Annotated in this window: 16 protein-coding genes; 4 read left to right on the forward strand and 12 right to left on the reverse strand. The window is 69.3% G+C overall.

Features of this window, described 5'->3' with window-relative positions; translation table 11 throughout:
* The 6 genes from H3O04_RS10075 to H3O04_RS10100 all read right to left on the reverse strand — a co-directional run.
* Nucleotides 1-394 (reverse strand): pyrroline-5-carboxylate reductase family protein (locus tag H3O04_RS10075; RefSeq protein WP_202587609.1); only part of this gene is annotated, 394 nt, incomplete at its 3' end.
* A gap of 53 nt (nt 395-447) precedes the next feature.
* Nucleotides 448-1,146, reverse strand: coding sequence for a YggS family pyridoxal phosphate-dependent enzyme (locus tag H3O04_RS10080; protein WP_012327932.1), 699 nt, complete (start codon nt 1,144-1,146; stop codon nt 448-450).
* 138 nt (nt 1,147-1,284) lie between these two features.
* Complete coding sequence (gene glcF / locus H3O04_RS10085) at nt 1,285-2,511, reverse strand: glycolate oxidase subunit GlcF (protein ID WP_006476859.1); 1,227 nt, start codon at nt 2,509-2,511, stop codon at nt 1,285-1,287.
* A gap of 7 nt (nt 2,512-2,518) precedes the next feature.
* Nucleotides 2,519-3,607: a glycolate oxidase subunit GlcE gene (glcE, locus tag H3O04_RS10090; protein ID WP_006476858.1), complete on the reverse strand. Its 1,089-nt coding sequence runs from the start codon at nt 3,605-3,607 to the stop codon at nt 2,519-2,521.
* A gap of 185 nt (nt 3,608-3,792) precedes the next feature.
* Nucleotides 3,793-5,286: an FAD-linked oxidase C-terminal domain-containing protein gene (locus H3O04_RS10095; protein ID WP_006497501.1), complete on the reverse strand. Its 1,494-nt coding sequence runs from the start codon at nt 5,284-5,286 to the stop codon at nt 3,793-3,795.
* A 38-nt stretch (nt 5,287-5,324) separates the two neighbouring features.
* Entirely contained in the window at nt 5,325-6,734 is a 1,410-nt protein-coding gene (locus H3O04_RS10100) for an FAD-linked oxidase C-terminal domain-containing protein (protein ID WP_202587610.1), read from the reverse strand.
* Between the two features lie 136 nt (nt 6,735-6,870).
* Between H3O04_RS10100 and H3O04_RS10105 the strand changes: the two genes are divergently transcribed.
* Both H3O04_RS10105 and hmpA read left to right on the forward strand, forming a co-directional pair.
* A complete protein-coding gene (locus H3O04_RS10105; RefSeq protein ID WP_011544630.1) occupies nt 6,871-7,422 on the forward strand; it encodes a cob(I)yrinic acid a,c-diamide adenosyltransferase in 552 nt (183 codons plus the stop codon).
* 94 nt (nt 7,423-7,516) lie between these two features.
* Nucleotides 7,517-8,725: an NO-inducible flavohemoprotein gene (gene hmpA / locus H3O04_RS10110; protein WP_202587611.1), complete on the forward strand. Its 1,209-nt coding sequence runs from the start codon at nt 7,517-7,519 to the stop codon at nt 8,723-8,725.
* Between the two features lie 76 nt (nt 8,726-8,801).
* Here the strand turns inward: hmpA and aroG are convergent, their stop codons facing one another.
* The 4 genes from aroG to H3O04_RS10130 form a co-directional block, all read right to left on the reverse strand.
* Complete coding sequence (aroG, locus tag H3O04_RS10115; RefSeq protein ID WP_006476851.1) at nt 8,802-9,875, reverse strand: 3-deoxy-7-phosphoheptulonate synthase AroG; 1,074 nt, start codon at nt 9,873-9,875, stop codon at nt 8,802-8,804.
* Between the two features lie 398 nt (nt 9,876-10,273).
* A complete protein-coding gene (gene tldD, locus H3O04_RS10120; RefSeq protein WP_059791796.1) occupies nt 10,274-11,740 on the reverse strand; it encodes a metalloprotease TldD in 1,467 nt (488 codons plus the stop codon).
* 84 nt (nt 11,741-11,824) lie between these two features.
* Nucleotides 11,825-12,652 (reverse strand): carbon-nitrogen hydrolase family protein, encoded by an 828-nt coding sequence (locus H3O04_RS10125; RefSeq protein ID WP_012327936.1) that lies wholly within the window; start codon nt 12,650-12,652, stop codon nt 11,825-11,827.
* A gap of 62 nt (nt 12,653-12,714) precedes the next feature.
* Nucleotides 12,715-16,914 carry a YhdP family phospholipid transporter gene (locus H3O04_RS10130; RefSeq protein ID WP_202587612.1) on the reverse strand — a complete coding sequence of 1,400 codons (4,200 nt, stop codon included), beginning with the start codon at nt 16,912-16,914 and terminating at the stop codon, nt 12,715-12,717.
* Between the two features lie 232 nt (nt 16,915-17,146).
* On the opposite strand from H3O04_RS10130, the gene glnE reads away from it, so the two are divergent.
* Nucleotides 17,147-19,954 (forward strand): bifunctional [glutamate--ammonia ligase]-adenylyl-L-tyrosine phosphorylase/[glutamate--ammonia-ligase] adenylyltransferase, encoded by a 2,808-nt coding sequence (glnE, locus tag H3O04_RS10135; protein WP_054927381.1) that lies wholly within the window; start codon nt 17,147-17,149, stop codon nt 19,952-19,954.
* 144 nt (nt 19,955-20,098) lie between these two features.
* Here glnE and recN read toward each other — a convergent pair whose 3' ends face one another.
* Nucleotides 20,099-21,748 (reverse strand): DNA repair protein RecN, encoded by a 1,650-nt coding sequence (gene recN / locus H3O04_RS10140; RefSeq protein WP_012327939.1) that lies wholly within the window; start codon nt 21,746-21,748, stop codon nt 20,099-20,101.
* 19 nt (nt 21,749-21,767) lie between these two features.
* On the reverse strand, nt 21,768-22,670 hold the full coding sequence (locus tag H3O04_RS10145; protein ID WP_011544636.1) for an NAD kinase: 903 nt from the start codon (nt 22,668-22,670) through the stop codon (nt 21,768-21,770).
* A gap of 131 nt (nt 22,671-22,801) precedes the next feature.
* Between H3O04_RS10145 and hrcA the strand changes: the two genes are divergently transcribed.
* Nucleotides 22,802-23,824, forward strand: a complete 1,023-nt coding sequence (hrcA, locus tag H3O04_RS10150; protein WP_027783618.1) for a heat-inducible transcriptional repressor HrcA — start codon at nt 22,802-22,804, stop codon at nt 23,822-23,824.
* The last annotated feature ends 28 nt before the right edge of the window (nt 23,825-23,852 follow it).

The following is a 23,852-nucleotide window of genomic DNA, read 5'->3' on the forward strand; positions in this document are numbered from 1 at the left end:
GCGCGGCCAGGCCCGTCACGCCCATGCCGACCAGCGCGGGCGTGTTCGGCATCGTGCGCACGACGCGCGCGTAGCCGCCGAGCCAGCGGGCGAGATCCGTGCCGCGGATGCCGGCCGCGATGCTGATCACGAGTTGCGACTTCAGGTGCGGCGCGAGCGCCTGCGCGACCTCGTGCAGCACCTGCGGCTTCACCGCGAGCACGATCGCGTCGTAATCGGCGAGCGTCGCGTCGACGGCCGCGCCGGTGCGGATGCCGAACTGCTGCGCGGCGCGCGCGCGGACGTCTTCGTTGACGTCGATGGCGTACAGGCCGTCCGCGGCGACGCCGCGCTTGATCAGGCCGCCGATCAGGGCCGCGGCCATGTTGCCGCCGCCGATGAATGCGATTTTCATGATGTCGGGAATGAGCGAGTGAGTGAACGGAAAGGCGGAAAAGGGCGCGGCATTCAGTGCGCGTAATCGCGCGCGCCGAAGATCGCGGTGCCGACGCGCACGATCGTCGCGCCTTCGAGCACGGCCGCGTCGAGATCGGCGGACATGCCCATCGACAGCGTGTCGAGCGGCAGGCCGTCGGCGCGCAACGTGTCGAACAACGCGCGCAGTGCGCGATGCGGCGCGCGTTGCGCGTCGGTGTCGTCGGCCGGTTCGGGAATCGCCATCAGGCCGCGCAGCCGCAGCGACGGCAGCGCGGCGACCGCCCGCGCGACCTCGGCCACGTCGGCCGGCGCGACGCCGCTCTTCGACGCCTCGCCGCTGATGTTGACCTGCACGCACACGTTGAGCGGCGGCAGGTGCGCGGGGCGCTGTTCCGACAGGCGCTGCGCGATCTTCAGCCGGTCGACCGAATGGACCCAGTCGAAGCGCTCGGCGACGGGGCGCGTCTTGTTCGATTGCAGCGGGCCGATGAAATGCCATTCGAGGCTCGCGCGCAGGTCGGCGAGCGCGTCGATCTTGTCGATCGACTCCTGCACGTAGTTCTCGCCGAACGCATGCTGCCCGGCCGCATGCGCGGCGCGTACGTCGTCGGCCGGGAACGTCTTCGACACGGCGAGCAGCGAGACGGTGGCGGGATCGCGGCCGGCCGCGCGGGCGGCGTCGGCGATGCGGCGGTGAACGGAGGCGAGGCGGGCGGCGAGATCGGACATGACGGGCACGAAAGCAGGCACGGAAGCAGCACGGAAGCGGGCATGAAGCCGATGCGCCGCGACACGCGGCGCATCGACCCGTTCATTATACGGACGCCGCGCGTGCGCCCGTCCACCCGTTGCGCGCCGGGACGAGGCCTAGCCGTACAGCAAATGCTCGACGAGCTGGACCCAGTGGGCGACCGGCACCTGCGTGCCGCTCTGCAGATGCGCGATGCAGCCGATGTTGCCGGACACGATCATCTGCGGCTCGAGCGCCTGCAGCTTCAGCAGCTTCTGCTTGCGCAACCGGTACGACAGCGACGGCTGCGTCAGCGAGTAGGTCCCGGCCGAGCCGCAGCACAGGTGGCTGTCGGCCGGCAGCCGCACGTCGATGCCGAGCGTCTCCAGCAGGCGCTCGACCTTGCCGCGCGACTGCTGGCCGTGCTGCAGCGTGCACGGCGGGTGATAGGCGACCGTATGGATCGCGCGGCGCCGCGCGATCGTCGCGAGTTCGGCCTCGAACGCGAGCAGCACGTCGGAGACGTCGCGCGTCAGCGACACGATGCGCTGCGCCTTCTCCGCGTAGGCCGGATCGTCGCGCAGCAGGTGCGCGTATTCGAGCACCGTCGCGCCGCAGCCCGACGCGTTCATCACGATCGCCTCGACGCCCTGTTCGACGTGGGGCCACCACGCGTCGATGTTGCGGCGCGCATCGTCGAGCGCTTCGTCGTGATAGTTCAGGTGCAGGCGGATCGCGCCGCAGCAGCCCGCGTCGGGCGCGACGACCGTCTCGATGCCGAGCGCGTCGAGCACGCGCGCGGTCGCGATGTTGATGTTCGGCAGCATCGACGGCTGCACGCAGCCGCCGAGCATCAGCATCTTGCGCGGATGCGTGCGGTGCGGCCATTCGAGCAGTCGCGTGCGCGGCGGCACCTTGTCGCGCAGCCGCTTCGGCAGCAGCGGCCGCACGTGCTGGCCGAGCCGCATCATCGGCGAGAACAGCGCCGCGTTCGGCACGACGCTCGCGAGCACGCGGCGCATCAGCCGCTGCTGCGCGGGGCGTTCCACCTGCGCCTCGACGTGCTTGCGCCCGATCTCGACGAGCCGGCCGTACTGGACGCCGGACGGGCAGGTCGTCTCGCAACTGCGGCACGTGAGGCAGCGGTCGAGATGCTGTTGCGTGCTGCGCGTGACGGGTGCGCCTTCGACCATCTGCTTGATCAGGTAGATGCGGCCGCGCGGGCCGTCGAGTTCGTCGCCGAGCAGTTGATAGGTCGGGCAGGTCGCGGTGCAGAACCCGCAGTGCACGCACTTGCGCAGGATCGCGTCGGCCTCGTCGCCGTCGGGCGTATTGCGGATGAAATCGGCGAGATTCGTTTGCATCCAGCCCTCAGAGCTCAGGGTAAAGCCGGCCGCGATTGAAGATGCGCGCGGGATCGAACGCGCTCTTCAGCCCGCGGTGGATTTTCATCATCGGCGCGGGCAGCGGCGTGAACACGCCCGCGCTGCGGTCGTAGGTGTCGCCCGCGCGGAACAGCGTCGCATGGCCGCCGGCCTGTTTCGCGCTCATGCGCACGGTTTGCGCGTCGGCGTCGGTGATCCACCAGCGCTGCGCGCCGCCCCATTCCATCAACTGGGTGCCGGGCAGGTGCATCGGTTCGGTGATCGACGGCAGCGACAGGCGCCACAGCGCATAGCCGGGCGGGATGCCGTTGAAGAACGGGTCGGTATGCTCGCGCAGGCCGGACCAGAAGCGCTCGGCCTCGACCGCGTCGACGACTTCGCCGCCGAGCAGCGTCTTCGCGGATTTCACGGCGGCTTCCGCGCCCGACAGGCGCAGCACGAGCGTGCCGTTGCGCCACGCGCTCGCGCTGACCGGCAGCGGATGGCCGCCCCATTCGTTGAGCTTGCGCACCGCGTCGGTCGCGGTCATCTCGAACTTCAGCGTGACCTCGGCGACGGGCATCGGCAGCACCTTGATCGACAGGTCGAGCATCAGCCCGAGCGTGCCGAGCGCGCCGGCCATCAGCCGCGACACGTCGTAGCCGGCGACGTTCTTCACGACCTGCCCGCCGAAGCGCAGCATTTCGCCGCGGCCGTTCATCAGCGTGGTGCCGAGCACGAAATCGCGCGGGGCGCCGCAGGTGGCGCGGCGCGGGCCCGCGAGGCCGGCCGCGACGCAGCCGCCGACGGTGGCCGTGCGGCCGAAGTGCGGCGGCTCGAACGGCAGCATCTGGCCGCACTCGGCGAGGGCGGTTTCCAGCTGCGCGAGCGGCGTGCCCGCGCGGACCGTGACGACGAGTTCGGCCGGGTCGTACGACACGATGCCCTGAAACGCACGCGTGTCGAGTATTTCGCCCTCGAGCGCCTGGCCGTACCAGTCCTTGGTGCCGCCGCCGCGAATCCGCAGCGGCCGGCCGTCGGCACTGGCGGCGCGGATGCGCTCGGCCCATCCGGCGACGATGTCGTCCTCTTCCATGTCCTGTTGCTTTCTCGTCTCGTTGTTCGGTCGATTGTACCGGGGTGGCGCGATTCCACATCGCGACTATCCCTAAGCCCCGTATCGGATGCGGCCTGCCGGCGCCGGCGCCCGAACGCGTCGCGCGGGCGCGGCAGACCCCTGCACCACGGCCGCCGGTGCGGGGCGCGACCCGCGCGCACCGCTCAGAAGCGCGGCAGGTCGGGGTGCGGCAACAGACCGCCGCGCACGTGCTGGCGACCGTATTCGGCGCAGCGCGCGCGGGTCGGGATGCCCTTGTCCGGATTCAGCAGCCCGGCCGGATCGAATGCGCGCTTGACCGCGAAGAACGCGTCGCGCTCCTGCGGCGAGAACTGCACGCACATCGAATTGAGTTTTTCGATGCCGACACCGTGCTCGCCGGTCACACTGCCGCCGAATTCCACGCAGCATTCGAGGATTTCCGCGCCGAACTGCTCGGCGCGGTGCAACTCGTCCGGGTCGTTCGCGTTGTACAGGATCAGCGGATGCATGTTGCCGTCGCCCGCATGGAACACGTTGATGCAGCGCAGCCCGTAGCGGGTTTCGAGCTGCTCGATGCGTGCGAGCAGCGGGCCGATCGCGCGGCGCGGCACGGTGCCGTCCATGCAGTAGTAATCGGCGGAAATGCGCCCGGCGGCCGGAAATGCGTTCTTGCGGCCGGACCAGAAGCGCAGCCGCTCGTGTTCGTTGCGCGACACCTGGATGCGCGTCGCGCCGTGTTCGCGCAGCACGGCCGTCATCCGGACGATTTCCTCGGCGACTTCTTCCGGCGTGCCGTCCGATTCGCACAGCAGGATCGCCTTCGCGTCGAGGTCGTAGCCCGCGTGCGTGAACGCCTCGACCGCTTGCGTGGCGGGTTTGTCCATCATCTCGAGCCCGGCCGGGATGATGCCCGACGCGATGATCGCCGCCACCGCCTCGCCGCCCTTGACGACGTCGTCGAAGCTCGCCATCACGAGCTGCGCGGTCTGCGGCTTCGGAATCAGCCGTACCGTGACCTCGGTGACGATCGCGAACATCCCTTCGCTGCCGATCATCACGGCGAGCAGGTCGAGGCCCGGCATGTCGAGCGCGAGCGAGCCGAATTCGACCACCTCGCCGTCGATCGTCACCGCGCGCACGCGCATCACGTTGTGCACGGTCAGACCGTATTTCAGGCAGTGGACGCCGCCGGAATTTTCCGCGACGTTGCCGCCGATCGTGCAGGCGATCTGCGACGACGGATCGGGTGCGTAATACAGGCCGTACGGCGCGGCCGCCTCCGAGATCGCGAGGTTGCGCACGCCGGGCTGCACGGTCGCCGTGCGCGCGTACGGATCGACCTCGACGATGCGCGTGAAGCGCGCGAGCGACAGCACGACGCCGAGCGCGATCGGCAGCGCGCCGCCCGACAGGCTCGTGCCGGCGCCGCGCGGCACGATCGGCACTTCCATGCGGCGGCAGATCTGCACGATCCGCTGCACCTGCGACTCCGTTTCGGGCAGCGCGACCGCGAGCGGGAGCCGGCGGTACGCGGACAGGCCGTCGCATTCGTACGGCGCGGTGTCCTCGTCGCGGTACAGCAGGCAGTGCGTCGGCAGTACGGCCATCAGCGCCTGCACGACTTCGCGCTGACGCTGCGCGCGTGCGGCGCTCGACAGTTCGACGGGAGCGTTCATGAGGTCTCCTGCGTGCGGCGCGAGCTCGCGCCGCCGGGTCAGCACGTGAAAATCTTGCCTGGATTCATCAGGTTGCGCGGATCGAGCGCGAGCTTGATCGCGCGCATCGTGTCGATCGCGTTGTCGCCGTGCTCCTTCGGCAGGAAGCGCATCTTGTGCAGCCCGATGCCGTGCTCGCCCGTGCAGGTACCGCCCAGCCGCAGCGCGCGCTCGACGATCCGGTCGTTGATGTGCTCGGCTTCGGCGAGTTCCTCGGGCTTGTCGGGATCGATCAGGATCGCGACGTGGAAATTGCCGTCGCCGACGTGGCCGACGATCGGGCAGGGCAGCGACGACGCGCGCAGGTCGACCTCGGTTTCCTCGACGCACGCGGCGAGCTGCGAGATCGGCACGCACACGTCGGTCGTCACCGCTCGGCAGCCGGGCTTCAGCTGCAGCATCGCGAAGTACGCGTTGTGGCGCGCGGACCAGAGCCGCGTGCGATCCTCGGGGCGGGTCGCCCATTCGAAGCCCTGGCCGGCGTTCTGGCCGGCGAGCGCCTGCACGAGTTCGGCCTGTTCCTTCACGCCGGCCTCGGTGCCGTGGAATTCGAAGAACAGCGTCGGCGCTTCGGTCAGCGTCAGGTTCGAGTGGCGGTTGATCGAGCGCACCGCGAGCGCATCGACGAATTCGACGCGCGCGATCGGCACGCCGATCTGGATCGTCTCGATCACCGTGCGCACCGCGTCGCCCATCGTCGGGAACGTGCAGATCGCGGCCGACACGGCTTCTGGCAGCGGGTGCAGGCGCAGCGTGATTTCGGTGATCACGCCGAGCGTGCCTTCGGACCCGACGAACAGGCGTGTGAGGTCGTAGCCGGCCGACGACTTGCGCGCGCGGGAACCGGTTTTGACCACGCGGCCGTCCGCGAGCACCGCGGTCAGGCCGAGCACGTTCTCGCGCATCGTGCCGTAGCGGACGGCGTTGGTGCCCGATGCACGCGTGGCCGTCATCCCGCCGATGCTGGCGTCGGCGCCCGGATCGATCGGGAAGAACAGGCCGGTATCGCGCAGCGCTTCGTTGAGCGCCTTGCGCGTGATGCCGGGCTCGACCGTCACGGTCAGGTCCTCGGCGTTGATCGACAGCACGCGGTTCATTTCCGACAAATCGAGCGACACGCCGCCGCGCACCGCGAGCAGGTGACCTTCGAGCGACGAGCCGGCGCCGTACGGGATCAGCGGCACGCTGTAGAGCGAACACAGCGACACGACTTCGCGCACGTCGTCGGTGCTGCTCGCGAACACGACGGCGTCGGGCAGTTGCGGATCGAACGGGGATTCGTCGCGGCCGTGATGGGCGCGGACCGCGTCGGCGGTCGACACGCGCTCGCCGAAGGCGGCGCGCAGCGCATCGAGCATGGCGGGGGGCAGCGGGCGGCGCGTGGCGGCCGGCGGGGCAGGGTGATTCACGAATGTCTCCTGACTGCTTGTCGAACTGTCGGCCCATTCTACGCTGTAACGTCCGCTGCGCCTCCCGCCGCGGGCTGCGATAATCGCGTTCCAGCCACCCGGGCCGCATGGCGGCCGCGCACGAGAGGACATTCGCATGGGCAACCGCTTGAGCAAGATCGCGACGCGCACGGGCGACGACGGCACCACCGGCCTTGGCGACGGACGGCGCATCGGCAAGGACGACGCGCGGATCGCCGCGATCGGCGACGTCGACGAACTGAACTCGAATCTCGGCGTGCTGCTGGCCGAGACCCTGCCGGACGACGTGCGCACGGCGCTCGTCACGATTCAGCACGACCTGTTCGATCTTGGCGGCGAGCTGTGCATTCCTGGCCACGCGGTGCTCGACGACACGCATCTCGCCCGCCTCGACCGGTGGCTTGCCGACTACAACGCGACGCTGCCGCCGCTGAAGGAGTTCATCCTGCCGGCCGGCTCGCGCGCGGCGTCGCTCGCGCACGTCTGCCGAACCGTGTGCCGCCGCGCGGAGCGCTCGATCGTCGCGCTCGGGCGCGGCGACACGCTCAATGATGCACCGCGGCGGTACGTGAACCGGCTGTCCGACCTGCTGTTCGTGCTGGCGCGCGTGCTGAACCGCGCCGACGGCGGAACCGACGTGTTATGGGAGCGCGGGCGCGTCCGTTAGCCTGCCGTCACATTTTTGCGCACTGCGACAATTTGCCCGGCGAGCGCTCTCCTTTAAACATGTATTCTATGTGCATGTTTAAAGGAGAGCGAACATGACCCACCTCACCGCTGACCAGATGGCCCGTGTGAAGGCCACCGCCCCCGTCCTCGCCGAGCACGGCGCGACGATCACGAAGCATTTCTATCAGCGCATGTTCGCGCGTCATCCGGAACTGAAGAACCTGTTCAACCAGACGCACCAGAAGACCGGCAGCCAGCCCGAGACGCTCGCGAAGGCCGTTTATGCGTATGCGGCGAACATCGACGACCTCGGTGCGCTGGGCGGCGCGGTGTCGCGCATCTCGCACAAGCACGCCAGCCTGAACATCCGTCCCGAGCATTACCCGATCGTCGGCGAGAACCTGCTCGCATCGATCGTCGAAGTGCTCGGCGACGCGGTCGATGCCGACACGCTCGAGGCATGGCGCGTCGCGTACGGCCAGCTCGCGCAGATCCTGATCGGCGCCGAGGCCGATCTGTACGCGAACGCCGCGTGGAGCGGCTTCCGCCCGTTCAGGGTCGCGCGCAAGGTACGTGAAAGCGACGAGATCACGTCGTTCTACCTGACGCCGGCCGACGGCGGCGCGGCGCCGACGTTCGAGCCGGGCCAGTACATCACGGTGAAGCGCTTCGTCGGCGATCTCGGCGTCGACCAGCCGCGCCAGTACAGTCTCTCGGATGCGCCGCACGGCAAGTGGCTGCGCATCTCGGTGAAGCGTGAGGCCGGCAAGCCGGAAGCGATTCCGGCCGGCAAGGTATCGACGCTGATGCATGACGGCGTCGAAGAGGGCGCGATCGTCGAAGTGACCGCGCCGATGGGCGACTTCTCGCTGAAGCGCGACGTGGATACGCCGGTCGTGCTGATCTCGGGCGGCGTCGGCATCACGCCGATGATGTCGATGGCGTCGACGCTGATCGCCGCGGGCAGCCCGCGCGACGTGCGGTTAATTCACGCCTGCCGTTCGGGCGCGGTGCACGCGTTCCGCGACTGGTTGAACGATACCGTTGGCGAACACGCGAACGTCAAGCGTACGGTGCTGTACGAGCTGGTGGGTCCGAATGATCGCGCCGGCATCGACCACGACCTCGAAGGGCGTCTCACGCCGGAGCGCGTGAAGCACTACGCGCTGGTGCCGGATGCCGATTACTACATCTGCGGGCCGGTCGCGTTCATGAAGGCGCAGCGCGACGCGCTCGTCGCGCTCGGCGTCGCACCGGAACGCGTGAACACCGAAATCTTCGGGTCGGGTGCGCTCGAGTGATGCGCGCACGGACGATCTCCGGCCAATAAAAAGCCCGGCGCGAGCCGGGCTTTTTCGTTGCGACGCAGGCGATCGGTCAGTTCCCGCTACCGCGCGCGACGCGGCGCGCCTTCACCGATTCCGCGAGGCCTTCGAGCACCTTCACGCTGTCGTCCCACGCGATGCACGCGTCGGTGATGCTCTGGCCGTAGGTCAGCGCACAGCCTTCCTTCAGGTCCTGGCGGCCCTCGACGAGGTGCGACTCGATCATCACGCCGACGATGCGTTCGTCGCCGGCCGCGATCTGGCGGCCGATGTCGGCGCACACCGGGATCTGGTTCTCGTGCTTCTTCGAGCTGTTCGCGTGGCTCGCGTCGATCATCAGGCGCGCGGCGAGGCCGGCCTTGCCGATGTCCGCGCATGCGGCGTTCACGCTGTCCGCGTCGTAGTTCGGCGCCTTGCCGCCGCGCAGGATCACGTGGCAGTCCTCGTTGCCGGCCGTCGACACGATCGCCGAATGGCCGCCCTTGGTCACCGACAGGAAATGGTGCGGCTGCGACGCGGCCTTGATCGCGTCGACCGCGATCTTCACGTTGCCGTCGGTGCCGTTCTTGAAGCCGACCGGGCACGACAGCCCCGATGCGAGCTCGCGGTGCACCTGCGACTCGGTCGTGCGCGCGCCGATCGCGCCCCACGAGATCAGGTCGGCGATGTACTGCGGGCTGATCATGTCGAGGTATTCGGTCGCGGCCGGCAGCCCCATTTCGTTGATCTGCAGCAGCAGCTCGCGCGCGGTGCGCAGCCCTTCGTTGATCTTGAAGCTGTTGTCGAGGTGCGGATCGTTGATGAGCCCCTTCCAGCCGACCGTCGTGCGCGGCTTCTCGAAATAGACGCGCATCACGATTTCCAGTTCGCCCTTGAAGCGCTCGCGTTCCTTCACGAGCCGGCCCGCGTACTCGATCGCCGCCTTCGTATCGTGGATCGAGCACGGCCCGATCACCACGATCAGCCGGTCGTCCATCCCGTGCAGGATGCGGTGCATCGACTGGCGCGAGTGGTAGATCAGCTCGGACGCGGCTTCGGAGCACGCGAATTCGCGGATCAGGTGGGCGGGCGGCGTCAGTTCCTTGAGTTCGCGGATGCGGACGTCGTCGGTGTTGTGCGGGGGCATGCTGTTTCTCCTAATTTTCCGGGGCGCCGTTCGGTCAGTGCGCGTGCGGCAGATTCATCAATTCGGGCGATTCAGTGGTGTCGGTCGGGGCTGCTGAACGGCTGCGGCGGCGACCGGCTGGCGAAGGGCGAAAAAAAACCGCCGGGTTCGCCGGCGGTTTTTTCGGGAATTTCGGTTGCGCTTTACGCGCCATCAACCCTCTCGATCCGCCAGCGGTCTGAGATACCAAAAAAAGTAAAAGTAAAACTTGGCGGACATGACGGAAATTCGGCTCGTCAAAAAAGTTGATTCGGAATTTATACCCGGTCCCCGCGCGGCTGGCAACCGGGGGCGCTCGAAAATGCGGACAATCCGCGCGTTTTCTTCAAAATGCGCGGATTGTCTGCGCCACGATGCGGTTATGCCGTACCGCCGACCGTCATCTTGTCGATCCGCAGGGTCGGCTGGCCGACGCCGACCGGCACGCTCTGGCCTTCCTTGCCGCATACGCCGACGCCCGTGTCGAGCGACATGTCGTTGCCGATCATGCTCACGTACTTCAGCGATTCCGGGCCGCTGCCGATCAGCGTCGCGCCCTTCACCGGGTAGGTGATCTTGCCGTTCTCGATCATGTACGCCTCGGACGCCGAGAACACGAACTTGCCGTTCGTGATGTCGACCTGGCCGCCGCCGAAGTTCACCGCGTACAGGCCGTTCTTCACCGACGCGATGATTTCCTGCGGATCCTTGTCGCCGTTCAGCATGTACGTGTTCGTCATGCGCGGCATCGGCAGCGCCGCGTACGACTCGCGCCGCGCGTTGCCGGTGACCGGCATCTTCATCAGGCGCGCGTTCAGCGTGTCCTGGATGTAGCCCTTCAGGATGCCGTCCTCGATCAGCGTCGTGCACTGCGTCGGGTTGCCCTCGTCGTCGATGTTCAGCGAGCCGCGGCGGTTCGGCAGCGTACCGTCGTCGACCACCGTCACGCCCTTCGCGGCGACCTGCTCGCCGATCCGGCCGGCGAACGCGGACGAACCCTTGCGGTTGAAGTCGCCTTCGAGGCCGTGGCCGATCGCCTCGTGCAGCAGCACGCCCGGCCAGCCCGGCCCGAGCACGACCGTCATCGCGCCGGCCGGCGCGGGGCGGGCGTCGAGGTTGACGAGCGCCGCGTGCACCGCGTCGTCGACGTAGCGCGACAGGACTTCGTCGGTGAAGTAGCCGTAGTCGAAGCGGCCGCCGCCGCCGCCCGAGCCGATCTCGCGGCGGCCGTTCTGCTCGGCGATCACCGTGACCGACACGCGCACCAGCGGCCGGATGTCGGCCGCGAGCGCGCCGTCGCTGCGCGCGACCAGTACGACGTCGTATTCGCCGGCGAGGCCGGCCATCACCTGCGTGATGCGCGGATCGCGCCCGCGCGCCATCTGCTCGATGCGTTCGAGCAGCTTCACCTTGGCCGTCGCGTCGAGCGATGCGAGCGGGTCGGACGGCAGGTACAGGTCGCGGCCCGAAATGCCCGTCAGCGACGTGGCCGCCTTGATCTTCTGGCGGCCGCCGCCGGCCGCCGCGATCGCCTTGGTGGCGGCGGCGGCTTGCGCGATCGCTTCGGGCGACAGGTCGTCCGAGTACGCGAACGCGGTGCGGTCGCCCGCGACCGCGCGCACGCCGACACCCTGGTCGATGCTGAAGCTGCCCGATTTGACGATGCCTTCCTCGAGGCTCCACGCTTCGCTGCGGGTCGCCTGGAAATACAGGTCCGCGTAGTCGACGCGATGCGTGAAGATGTCGGCGATCGTGCGCGTGAGCAGGCTTTCGTCGAGGCCGTACGGCGTGAGCAGGATGTCCTTCGCCAGCGCGAGGTTGCGGATGCCGGGTTCGATGATGTTCATGCGGATATCGGGATTCTCAAAAAGTTGTCGGGTGCTGCCGGGCAGATGGGTGGGCCGCACGGCGTTTCAAGCGGTGCGGCGGATTCAGGTCAGCACGCGGTGCCGCCACGCGGGCAGGCTCTGGCGTACGTCGGCGATGCGTTGCGGATCGAGCGTGCCGAGCACGACGCTGGCGCCCTCGTCACGCACCGCGACGATCTCGCCCCACGGGTCGATCAGCATGCTGTGGCCCCACGTGCGCCGGCCGTTCTCGTGCTTGCCGCCCTGCGCGGCCGCGAGCACGTAGCACTGGTTCTCGACGGCCCGCGCGCGCAGCAGCATTTCCCAGTGCGCGCGGCCCGTCGTATACGTAAACGCCGACGGCACGACCATCAGCGCGCAGTCACCCATGCGGCGATACAGCTCCGGAAAGCGGAGATCGTAACAGACCGACAGGCCGACCTGCCCGAACGGCGCATCGAACGCGACGACCGTGTCGCCCGCGCGGATCGTGCGCGCCTCGTCGAACGATTCGTCGCCTTTCTCGAAGTTGAACAGGTGGATCTTGTCGTAGCGTGCGGCCTCGTTGCCGGACGGATCGAACACGAGCGTCGTGTTCAGCACGCGATCGGGTTCCGGCGCCTTCAGCGGCAGCGTGCCGCCGATCACCCAGATGCCGTGGCGGCGCGCGGCGTCGGCGAGGAACTGCTGGATCGGGCCGTCCCGGTACGGTTCGGCGAGCGCGAGCTTGTCGGTGTCGCGGTGGCCCATGAAGCAGAAGTACTCGGGCAGCAGCACGAGTTGCGCGCCTTCACCGGCGGCTTCCGCGATCAGGCGGCGCGCTTCGGCGAGATTGCGGGTGACGTCCGGCGTGCTCACCATCTGCAGCGCGGCGACCTGGAAGGGCGTGGCGGAACGGGCGGGGTCGGTCATCGCGGAATCGGTTGCGTCATAAATGGGGTGCGGCCCGGCGCGCTGCGCGGATCGATGCGCGCTCAATGGCTCGAGGCATCGGCCGGACCGTGATTCATCTTACCCTGATCGCTTCCCACCCGCTCGATGTGCGGGTGCGCCCACGAGCCGGTGATCGCGTAGTCGAGCGCGAACGCGCGCGACAGCGTCTGGGACAGCGCGTAGTTCGCGGCCAGCACGCCGACGCCGAGCAGCGGATTGATGATGGCCGCCCCGATCGCGGCGGCGCCCGCGCTGATTTTCGGCGCGACATGCGCATGCAGGTCCTGCGTTTCGGTGCCGAGATCGACCGCCCCGCGCACGGTGACGTTCGCGGGGCCCGTCATCATCGAGAAGTCGTCGGTGCGCGCGATCCCGTTCGAAATCCGGCCGGTACCGGTGATCTTGTCGAACGGTAGCCCCTTGCCGACCACGTCGCGGAAATTCAGCGTCAGGAAGCGCGCGAGGCTCTGCAGGCTCAGCACACCGAGCAGTTTCGCCGCGCCCGGGTCGACCTTCAGGATCTTCCCGTGTTCGAGATCGAGCGCGACCTGGCCGCCGAGCGACGGGAAGTCGACCGCGGTCGGGCCGCCGCGCCAGCCGACCTTGCCCGTGACAAAGCCGTGACCGTCCGCGAGCGTGCGCGGCAGGCCGACCCGGTCGAGCAGCGCGCCCGCATTGTCGATGTCGAGCTTGAAGTCGAACACGGTGCGGCGCGGCGCGTCGTTTTCGTCGGCGCCGCGGGCCAGCGCGCGGCGCGAGGTGCGCCAGTTGCCGGTCGCCGTGAGCTTCGCGGCCGGGTTCGCCAGTTCCAGCTTGTCGAGCTGCCACACCGGCGTGCCGTCTTCGTCGATGTTGCGCGCGTTGACGACGAGCCGGCCGATGTCGTGATCGCGCGCGACGACCTGGTCGACGATCAGGTCGATCGACGGCATCGGGCGGTCGGTCGGCGTCGGCAGGTTCATCGCGCGGCCGACGAGGTCGTGCTGCGAACTTTGCGGCACGACCAGCTTCGCGAGCCGCGCGTTCAGTACGCCCGCGCCGTTGTGACCGCCGCCCGGCGCCCACGACAGGTAGCCCGAAACCTGGTTCGACGCGATGTTCGCCTGCCAGAGGTCGTCGACGTGCGACGCGCCGACGATCACGTTCTCCCAGTTGCGCTTGAGCAGCTTCAGCGTGCCGAAATGGAACGCGAAGCGCTTCGGCGCGAAGCTCGCGAAATCGACGCGCGGTGCGGCCTGCGGTTCCGGCGCGCGCGGCGTGTCGGGCTTCAGCGTGTGGGCGAGGGCGAGCCACGCGTCGGCGTCCAGCTCGGCGACGTCGACGGCCGCGCTCACGCCGTCCTGCGGCATGTCGGGCATCCGGTGGATGCCCATCGCGCCGCGTACCGCGCGCAGCGGCTGGCCGCGCGTCGCGTCGAGCAGGTAGGTCGCGGTCACCGGGCCGAGCGTCAGGTCGGCATGTTCGAGGCGTTTGCCGTCCACCTGCGGCGCCGGCTGCAGCGTGAAGCGGAACGGCATCGGCGTGCCGGCCGGTTTCGCGAACGGCGCCGGGAAGTTCAGCGCGACGCCCGTCAGGTCGGATTGCGCGCTCACGTCGGGCAGGCGGCCCGGCGCGCCGCGCACCGCGACCTTGTACGGTGCGTCGCCGACCACGTGCTCGAGCAGCGCGGCGGCCGCGCCGTGCAGGTTCAGGCCGCGGGCGGCGTCGAGCGCGAGCCGGCCGTCGACGTCCACCGCGTACGGGCCGTGCGACCGGAAGGTGCCGTTCGCGCGCACCGGGCCGCCGAGGAAGCGCCCCGACAGCGCGTGCAGCGACGCGCCGGCCTCGGTGAAGCGCACGCTGCCGCGCAGGGCCGACAGCGGCGGCACGCCGCTCGTCGACAGCGTGTTGCCGCCGAACGCGAGCGCGCCTTCGACGTGCGTGTGCGGATGAGGGACGTGTTGCGGAATCGTGATCTTCAGCGCGAGCGACGCGGGGCCCTGCGCGTCGATCCGCTGGCCGATATGGTTGCTCATCGTGCCGAGCGAGCTGTTGTCCGCGTAGTCGATCAGGTCGGTGAGCGGGCCCTGCGCATGGCCGTCGATGATCAGCGGCGAGTGCGACGGATTGCCGAGGTCGTCGATGCGGCCCGCGACCTTCGTCAGCGCGACGCGCTTGTAGTGCGCGCGCTCGATGTCGAAACGCAGCTTGTTCTGCGCGAGTTCGAACACGCCGTCGATCCCGTCGAGCGCCGGCCAGACGCTCGGCGTGCCGTTCGCGAGCTTGCGCGGCGGGTACGGCGTCGGCTCGAAGCGGCCGCCGGTGAACGGCGCGACGATATGGAACACGCCGGCGTCCGGCTCGTGTTCGAACGGGAATTTCTCGAGCGGGCCGCGCGCGACGATCGACGCGCCCTTGCTCACGGTGCCGTCTTGCAATGCGTGGCCGAGATAGTCGCGCAGGTGCTCGGACATCCCGGTCGGCAGGTAGCGCGGAATGCGCGCGACCGACGCGCGGGCGAAATCGGCGCGCAGGTCGAGCGTGCCGCGGCCGTGGCCGGGGTTCGTGTACGAGCCCGACACCGCGATTTCGGCATCGGGATTCGACACGAGCAGGTCGGGCAGCGACACGTCGACGCGCGCATGCTTGTCGCCGGGCGCGGGCGTGATCGTCCATTTGGCATTGCCGCGCAACCGGTCGAACGTCAGGCGCGGCTCGTCGAATTCGCCGGGCACGGTGACCGCCGCTTTGACGGTGTCGATATGTGCGGAGCCGCCCGTCTCGTTTGCATCGACGCGGCCCCACAGGTTCTCGACGCCCGGCCAGCCGGCGCGCGGGTGACCGCGCGGCGAGAGCCCGGGCGGCGGCTCCTGCGCGGCGAAGCTGATGCCTTGCAGATCGCCGAGGAAGCGGTAGCGGACGATCGGCGCGGCGCCCATGCGCCGCTCCTCGTCGGCGAGATCGGCATGCGCGGGTTTCGCGCGCTCGACCTCGATGTGATAGTTCGACACCATCCCGCGCGGGTCGATCTTGATCAGCTCGTTGCGCAGGCGCGCCGGCAGCGGCAGCCCGCGGATGAATTCGCTGAGGATGCCGAGATCGACGCGGTCGCCGACCACGCTGAGCAGTTGCCCCTGGTTCGCGGTCGGCACGCGGTAGCGCGCCGTCAGCGTCGACAGCGCGAGCGAGCGGGCGAGCGGCGTGCCGTCCGGCAGCGGCGGCTGGCCGAGCTCCGCATTGAAGCGGGTCAGGTGCAGCGTGTAGTCGTGCCCCGCATCGAGCACCATGTCCCAGCCGAAGCCGACCGTCGGCACGTCGAGCCGAGGCTGCGTCGGGCGCACGCGCAGCGCGACGTCGGCGCCTTGCAGGTCGCCGCCCGCCGAGCGCAGGTGGCCGTCGCCGAAGGTCGCCCAGATCGCGTTGTCGATCCGGCCCGCATGGATCGTGAGCGGCACGTCGAGATAGCGCGTGAGCGTCTGCAGGTCGACGGGGCCGGTCGACAGGTAGGCGTCGCCGGTCCAGTTCGCCGGCTTGCCGATCGGCGCGAGCGGTTTGTGCTTGAAGCGCGCGCGGAAATCGAGCGGGCCGAGCAGCAGCGTGCCGTTCGCGGGCGCCTGCAGCGCGGCCTTGTGCACGCGGCCGTCGTTGAGCACCGCGATCCGGATGCCGGACAGCACGAGCTCCGGCGCGGCGTGCTGCGCATCGCGCCAGCGCAGCGTGCCGCCGCGCAGCACGATCGCCTCCTGTTTCAGCAGCCAGGTGCCGAACGTGTCGTTGCCGCCGTGGGTGGTGGCGACGCCGACGCCCGCGACGCTCAGCGAGCCGTCGGCCGCCCGCGCGACCACGAGATCGGGCTGGTCGACGATCAGGCTCGACAGCGCGGGCGACAGCCGCAGCAGCGACATCCACGACAGCGCGGCCGTCGCGTGCGGCACCGACAGCGCGACCTTGCCGTCACGGCCGCGAATCGTCAGGTTCGTGAGTTCGACGCCCGGCTGCATGCCGGACCAGTTCGGGGAAAGCTTGCCGATCGAAAGTTGGGCGTGGAGCTTGTCGGACACGGCGCGCTCGATGCGCGGGCGGAATTCGTCGATGCGGGGCAGCACTACGTAGCGCAGCCCGAGGAAGGCGCCGGACGCGATGAAGTAGGTGCCGATCCCGACTGCCAGCGTCACCCTGAACACGCGACGCAGGACCGGATGATCGTGCTTCGGAGGTCCCGCTTCGGGCGCAGCTACGGCGGATTCCTGACGGTCGGACATGCGGCGGACGGGCGGCGATATGGTAGTTTTGCAGATTGACGTTGAAATGTATCACAGGGGTTCGTGCCGGCGGCCGTTGGGGGCAGCACGGCACGGGCTTTCCGGCGCGCGGTGTCGCGACGGGCGCGTGCGCGTCCGGCGGGGCCGCGCCGAGTCCATGAGGCTGGCCGGCAGCGGGGGGCGCACACGCCGGTTCGCTGCCGGCCGGCCTTTTCCGCCAGGCCGCTTCTCGATGACCGACGCATCCGCCCTGATCAGCACGTCCTATTCCCGATACCTTGCCCGCGCGGCTGCCGCGCGGCCCGCGCTGGCCGAACAGATTGCCGCGTGGGCGGCCGCGCCGCTCGGCCGCGCGCAGCTCGACGCGCGCCTGACCGAGCTGCTCGCGACGCCCGCCGGCACGGCCGCGCCGGGCGAGGAGCAACTGAAGCGCGCGCTGCGGCAGTTGCGCGCCGAGGCGTTCGGCGCGGTCGCGGAACGCGACCTGCGCGGGCTGGCGGACGTCGCCGAGGTCACCGGCGCGATGACCGATCTCGCCGAAGTGGCCGTGCAGCGCTCGCTCGCGCTGCTGTCGGCCGAACTCGAGGCGCTGTACGGCGAGCCGCGCGGCGCCGACGGCCAGCGCGTCGTGCTCGGCGTGGTCGGGATGGGCAAGCTCGGCGGCCGCGAGTTGAACGTGTCGTCGGACATCGACCTGATCTTCGTCTACGAGGACGACGGCGAAACCACCGGCGGCACGCGGTCGCCGCTGTCCACGCAGGAATACTTCACGCGGCTCGGCCGGCGCCTGATCGGCGTGCTGTCCGAGGTCACGGCCGACGGCTACGTGTTTCGCGTCGACATGCGGCTGCGCCCGAACGGCGATTCGGGGCCGCTCGTCTGCAGCATCGGCATGCTCGAGGAATATTTCTACGTGCAGGGGCGCGAGTGGGAGCGCTATGCGTGGATCAAGGGGCGGCTCGTGTCGGAAGGCGACAGCGACGCCGCGCAGCGGCTGGCGGCGCAGCTGGAATCGATCGTCAAGCCGTTCGTCTACCGTCGCTATCTCGATTTCGGCGTGATCGGTGCGATCCGTTCGCTGCACCAGCAGATCCGGCACGAAGCCGCGCGGCGCGCGTCGATGCGGCCCGACAAGGCCGACGACATCAAGCTCGGGCGCGGCGGGATCCGCGAGATCGAGTTCAGCGCGCAGGTATTCCAGCTGATCCGCGGCGGCCAGGATGCGGAATTCCGCGTGCGGCCGACGCTCGCGGTGCTGCGGCATGCGCAGGCGCGCGGGCTGATCGGCGACGACGTGTGCGCGCGCCTGACCGATGCCTACAATTTCCTGCGCACGCTCGAGCACCGGCTGCAGTACCGCAACGATGCGCAGACGCACGCGATGCCGGTCGAACCCGACGAGCGCGCGGCGCTGGCCGCGTCGCTCGGTTTTGCCGACTATGCGGCGCTGATGACGGTGCTGGACGAACACCGGAACTTCGTCGAGGCGCAGTTCGACCAGATCTTCGCGGACAAGGTGAAGGGCGGCGGCCCTTGCACGGCGGGTGACGACACGGCAGCCGCGTGGATCTGGAGCGGCGCGCTGGCCGACGACGGCGAGGACGACGCGCTGGTCGCGCGCCTCGACGGCCTCGGGTTCGCCGATCCGGCCGCCGTGCTCGCGCGGCTGCGCGCGATCTGGCAGTCGTCGCGCTATACCGGGCTGCCGGAAAAGAGCCGGCAGCGCTTCGACAGCGTCGCGCAGCGCGCGCTCGACGCCGCGCCGACGATCGACGCCGCGCGCCGCGACGACACGATCGTGCGCCTGTTCGATCTGCTCGAGACGGTGAGCCGGCGCGGCGTCTATCTCGCGCTGCTGACCGAATATCCGGCGGCGCTCGACCGTGTGCTGTCGGTGCTCGGCGCGACGCGCTGGGGCGGCGGCTACCTGATCCGCCACCCGCAGCTGCTCGACGAATTGCTCGATGACGAGGCGATCGCGAGCCCATTCGACTGGCCCGCGTTCAAGGATGCGCTGCGCGCGCGGCTCGCGGCGGCCGACGGCCCCGAGCAGCAGATGGACCTGCTGCGCCACGCGCAGCACGCGGAGGTGTTCCGGATCCTGCTGATCGACCTGGCCGGGCAACTGTCGGTCGAGCATGTGAGCGACCGGCTGTCCGAGCTGGCCGACGCGGTGCTCGACGTGACGATCGAAGTCGTCTGGTCGCAGCTCGCGAAGCGCCACCGCGACGTGCCGAAGTTCGCGGTGATCGCGTACGGCAAGCTGGGCGGCAAGGAGCTCGGCTACGCGTCGGATCTCGACCTGATCTTCCTGTACGACGACCCGGACGAGCGCTCGGCGGACGTCTACACGACCTTCACGCGGCGCCTGATCACGTGGCTCACGACCGCGACCGGCGCGGGCGCGCTGTTCGACATCGACCTGCGGCTGCGGCCGAACGGCGAGGCCGGGCTGCTCGTCACCGATCTCGACGCGTTCCGCCGCTACCAGTTGCGCGAGGGCGATGCGGCGAACACCGCGTGGGTGTGGGAGCACCAGGCGCTGACGCGCGCCCGCTACAGCGCGGGCGACGCGCAGATCGGCGCGGCTTTCGAGGCGATCCGCCAGCAGGTGCTGACGACGCCGCGCGACGGCGGCGTGCTCGCGAAGGAGATCGTCGACATGCGCGGCAAGGTGTTCGCCGGCCATCCGAACCACACCGAGCTGTTCGACCTGAAGCACGATCGCGGCGGGATGGTCGACATCGAGTTCATCGTCCAGTACTGGGTGCTGCTGCATGCGTCGAGCGACGCCGAGCTGATCCGCAATACCGGCAACATCGCGCTGCTGCGCGAGGTCGCGCGTTTCGGGCTGATGGGCGAGGACGAGGCCGAGCGTGTCGGCGCGGCGTACCGCAAGTACCGGAAGCTCCAGCACAAGCTGCGGCTCGACGGGATGGAGAAGGCACGCGTCGATCCGGCAGTGGTGGCCGACGAGCGGGCGGCCGTGACGGCGCTGTGGGAGCGCGTGTTCGGGGCCGTTGATGTTCAGGGCGGCTGAAACGGGCGTTTGAGGCGCGCGTTCGAATTCCACGGACGATTCGGCGGCGCAAGGCGGATGCGATCGAGCGGCCGATCGTCCGTCCGTGAAAAAAGACCGGCGCACACGCCGGTCTTCCTGCATTCGGCCAACGCGGTGCCAGCGTCAGGCCGCCAGCATTTCCTTCGCGTGCTTGCGTGTGGTGGCCGTGATTTCGAGCCCGCCGAGCATCCGCGCGACTTCCTCGACGCGGCTCGCCTTGTCGAGCGCGACGACCGACGACACCGTGCCGCCGCGCTCGTCGGCGCCTTTCGCGACCTGGAAATGATGGTCGCCGCGCGCGGCGACCTGCGGCAGGTGCGTCACGCACAGCACCTGGCGGTCGCGGCCGAGCTGGTGCAGCAGGCGGCCGACCACTTCGGCGACGCCGCCGCCGATCCCCGTGTCGACTTCGTCGAAGATCAGCGTCGGCGTCGGGCTCGCCGCGCTGGCGATCACCGCGAGCGCGAGGCTGATCCGCGCGAGCTCGCCGCCCGACGCGACCTTCGCGAGCGGCCGCAGCGGCACGCCCGGGTGCCCGGCCACGCGGAACTCGACCTGTTCGAGCCCGTGCGGGCCGCCGTCGGCGAGCGGCACGAGCGCGACTTCGAAGCTCCCGCCCGCCATCGACAATTCCTGCATGCCGGCCGTGACGGCCGTGCCGAGCGCCTTGGCCGCCTGTGCGCGCGCCTTCGACAGGCGTTTGGCATCGGCGAGATAGGCTTCCCGCGCCTTGGCCTGCGCCGCCTCGAGCGCGCCGAGATCGGCGGCCGCGTCGAGCGCGGCGAGTTGCGCGCGGCGCGCCGCATGCTCTTCGTGCAGCGTGTCGGGCGGCAGCCGGAACTTGCGGGCGGTCGAGTGCAGCGCGTCGAGACGCGTTTCGACCTGCGCGAGCCGCTCCGGGTCGAGATCGACGCGCTGTGCGTAATGCGACAGCGAATAGACGGCTTCCTGCAACTGGATCTCGGCCGGCTCCAGCGACGCGAGCGCATCGCCGAGCGCGGTGTCGTAGTCGGCCAGGCTGCGCAGCTTCGACACGATCGCGCCGAGCTGCGCGAGCATCGCGTCGTCGGACTCGGACAGCGCGTTGAGCGCGCCGCGCACGCCTTCGATCAGGTTCGCCGAATGCGACAGGCGCTTGTGTTCGTTGCTGACTTCGTCCCATTCGCCGGCTTGCGGCGCGAGCTTGTCGAGTTCGGCGAGCTGCCACGCGAGCTTTTCGCGCTCGAGCTGCAGTTCGCGCTCGTGCGCCTTCGCGGCGTCGATCGCCTGCGTCGCGTCGCGCCATACGCGCCACGCGCGCGCGACGTTCGCGGCATCGGCGACGAGCCCCGCATGCGTGTCGAACAGCTCGCGCTGCGCGTCGGGCCGCATCAGCAGCTGGTGCGCGTGCTGGCCGTGGATGTCGACGAGCATCTCGCCGAGTTCGCGCAGTTGCGCGAGCGTCGCGCTGGTGCCGTTGATGAATGCGCGCGAACGGCCGTTCGCGTCGATCACGCGGCGCAGCATCACGCTGTCCTCGGCGTCGAACGCGTGTTCGTCGAGCCAGCGCGCGACGCGGTCGTGCGGCGTGAATTCGGCCGTGATGTCGGCGCGACCGCAGCCGGTGCGCACGACGCTCGCGTCGGCGCGTTCGCCGAGCGCGAGGGCCAGGGCGTCGATCAGGATCGATTTACCGGCGCCGGTTTCGCCGGAAAAGACGGAAAAGCCGCTGTCGAATTCGAGATCGAGCGCGGCGACGATGACGAAGTCGCGGATCGAGAGGTGGCGGAGCATGGTGTCGGGAGCAGCGGCGTCAGGACGCCTTGTCGTCTTCGTTCGATGCGTGTTCGTTCCAGTGCAGCTTCTTGCGCAGCGTCGTGTAGTAGCTGTAACCGATCGGGTGCAGGAACGGCACCGTGTGCTTCGAGCGGCGCACCTCGATCGTATCGTTCAGTTCGAGCGACGTGAACGACTGCATGTCGAAGTTCACGTTGACGTCGCGGCCGCCGACGATCTGGATCGCGATCTTCGAATCGTCGGGCAGCACGATCGGCCGGTTCGACAGCGCGTGCGGCGCGATCGGCACGAGCACGACGCCCGCCAGCTGCGGATGGAGGATCGGGCCGGCCGACGACAGCGCGTACGCGGTCGAGCCGGTGGGCGTCGCGACGATCAGGCCGTCCGAGCGCTGGTTGTACATGTAGCGGCCGTCGACCGACGCGCGCAGCTCGACCATCCCGGAGAAGCCGCTGCGGTTCACGACGACGTCGTTGAACGCGAGCGCGTGGTAGATCGGTTCGCCGTCGCGCACGATCCGCGCCTCGAGCAGCGAACGCTCCTCGCGCTCGAACTTGCCGGCCAGCATCACGGGCACGAGCGCCTGCATGTCGGATGCCGCGATGTCGGTGATGAAGCCGAGCCGCCCGTGGTTGATGCCGATCAGCGGGGTCCGGTACGGCGCGAGCTGGCGGCCGATGCCGAGCATCGTACCGTCGCCGCCGAGCACGATCGCCACGTCCGCTCGTGCCCCGATTTCGGCCGGGGTGAGCGCCGGATAGCCGGCGATGCCGATTTCCCGCGCGGTATCGCCTTCGAAGACGACCTCGAAGCCGAGCGTGGCGATGCTGTCCGCCAGCGTGGCGAGCGGTTCGGCGATGCCGGGCGTGTTGCTCCGGCCGACGAGCGCGACAGTCTTGAACTGATTACCGGTTTTCATGCCGGCATTACACCATAGCTCGTTGACGAAAAGAACCGGCTGTGCGCCGACGGGGCCGGATCGGGCCGCCCCGCGCAACGGTGGCCGACGGTACTCGCCGCAGTCGCGCGGTTGCGCTAAAATTTTCCACCATGCTAGATCCTCGCGCACGAACCCTCCTGAAAACCCTGATCGAACGGTATATCGCCGACGGTCAGCCGGTCGGCTCGCGCACGTTGTCCCGTTACTCCGGGCTCGAGCTGAGCCCGGCGACGATCCGCAACGTGATGTCCGACCTGGAGGAACTCGGCCTCGTGTCGAGCCCGCACACGTCGGCCGGCCGCATTCCGACGCCGCGCGGGTACCGGCTGTTCGTCGATACGATGCTGACGGTCGAGGCGCCGATCGACGCCGAGGCCGTCGCGCGCCAGGTGCAGAACACGCTGCAGGCCGGCGAGCCGCAGCAGCGGGTGGTCGCGGCTGCCGCGAGCGTGCTGTCGAACCTGTCGCAGTTCGCGGGCGTCGTGCTGACGCCGCGCCGCAGCCACGTGTTCAAGCAGATCGAGTTCATGCGCCTGTCCGACAAGCGCATCCTGCTGATCATCGTCACGCCCGAGGGCGACGTGCAGAACCGCATGCTCGCGACGCCGCGCGACTATTCGCCGTCGCAGCTGACCGAGGCGTCCAACTACATCAATGCGCATTTCGCCGGCCTGTCGTTCGACGAGGTGCGCCGCCGCCTGCGCGACGAGATCGACCAGTTGCGCGGCGACATGACGACGCTGATGCACGCGGCCGTGACGGCCAGCACCGAGGTGCCCGACACCGAGGACACCGTGCTGATTTCCGGCGAGCGCAACCTGCTCGAGGTGGCGGATCTTTCTTCCGACATGGCGCGGCTGCGCAAGCTGTTCGACGTATTCGACCAAAAGACGGGCCTCCTGCAACTGCTCGACGTGTCGAGCCACGCCCAGGGCGTGCAGATCTTCATCGGCGGCGAATCGACGCTCGTGCCGATCGAGGAAATGAGCGTCGTCACCGCGCCGTACGAGGTGAACGGGCAGATCGTCGGCACGCTCGGCGTGATCGGCCCGACCCGCATGGCGTACAACCGCGTGATCCCGATCGTCGACATCACCGCGCGCCTGCTGTCGCTCACGCTGAGCCAGCAATAACCGGTGACCCGCCGGCGGTGGCGGGCAA

The sequence above is a fragment of the Burkholderia sp. KCJ3K979 genome (assembly GCF_016759955.1).
Classification (GTDB): domain Bacteria; phylum Pseudomonadota; class Gammaproteobacteria; order Burkholderiales; family Burkholderiaceae; genus Burkholderia; species Burkholderia orbicola.

What these genes read in the sequence shown, in the direction of transcription:
- H3O04_RS10080 (WP_012327932.1), bottom strand. Translation starts at nt 1,146, where the DNA reads ATGTCCGATCTCGCCGCCCGCCTCGCCTCCGTTCACCGCCGCATCGCC.
- glcF (WP_006476859.1), bottom strand. Translation starts at nt 2,511, where the DNA reads ATGCAAACGAATCTCGCCGATTTCATCCGCAATACGCCCGACGGCGAC.
- glcE (WP_006476858.1), bottom strand. Translation starts at nt 3,607, where the DNA reads ATGGAAGAGGACGACATCGTCGCCGGATGGGCCGAGCGCATCCGCGCC.
- H3O04_RS10095 (WP_006497501.1), bottom strand. Translation starts at nt 5,286, where the DNA reads ATGAACGCTCCCGTCGAACTGTCGAGCGCCGCACGCGCGCAGCGTCAG.
- H3O04_RS10105 (WP_011544630.1), top strand. Translation starts at nt 6,871, where the DNA reads ATGGGCAACCGCTTGAGCAAGATCGCGACGCGCACGGGCGACGACGGC.
- hmpA (WP_202587611.1), top strand. Translation starts at nt 7,517, where the DNA reads ATGACCCACCTCACCGCTGACCAGATGGCCCGTGTGAAGGCCACCGCC.
- aroG (WP_006476851.1), bottom strand. Translation starts at nt 9,875, where the DNA reads ATGCCCCCGCACAACACCGACGACGTCCGCATCCGCGAACTCAAGGAA.
- tldD (WP_059791796.1), bottom strand. Translation starts at nt 11,740, where the DNA reads ATGAACATCATCGAACCCGGCATCCGCAACCTCGCGCTGGCGAAGGAC.
- H3O04_RS10125 (WP_012327936.1), bottom strand. Translation starts at nt 12,652, where the DNA reads ATGACCGACCCCGCCCGTTCCGCCACGCCCTTCCAGGTCGCCGCGCTG.
- H3O04_RS10130 (WP_202587612.1), bottom strand. Translation starts at nt 16,914, where the DNA reads ATGTCCGACCGTCAGGAATCCGCCGTAGCTGCGCCCGAAGCGGGACCT.
- glnE (WP_054927381.1), top strand. Translation starts at nt 17,147, where the DNA reads ATGACCGACGCATCCGCCCTGATCAGCACGTCCTATTCCCGATACCTT.
- recN (WP_012327939.1), bottom strand. Translation starts at nt 21,748, where the DNA reads ATGCTCCGCCACCTCTCGATCCGCGACTTCGTCATCGTCGCCGCGCTC.
- H3O04_RS10145 (WP_011544636.1), bottom strand. Translation starts at nt 22,670, where the DNA reads ATGAAAACCGGTAATCAGTTCAAGACTGTCGCGCTCGTCGGCCGGAGC.
- hrcA (WP_027783618.1), top strand. Translation starts at nt 22,802, where the DNA reads ATGCTAGATCCTCGCGCACGAACCCTCCTGAAAACCCTGATCGAACGG.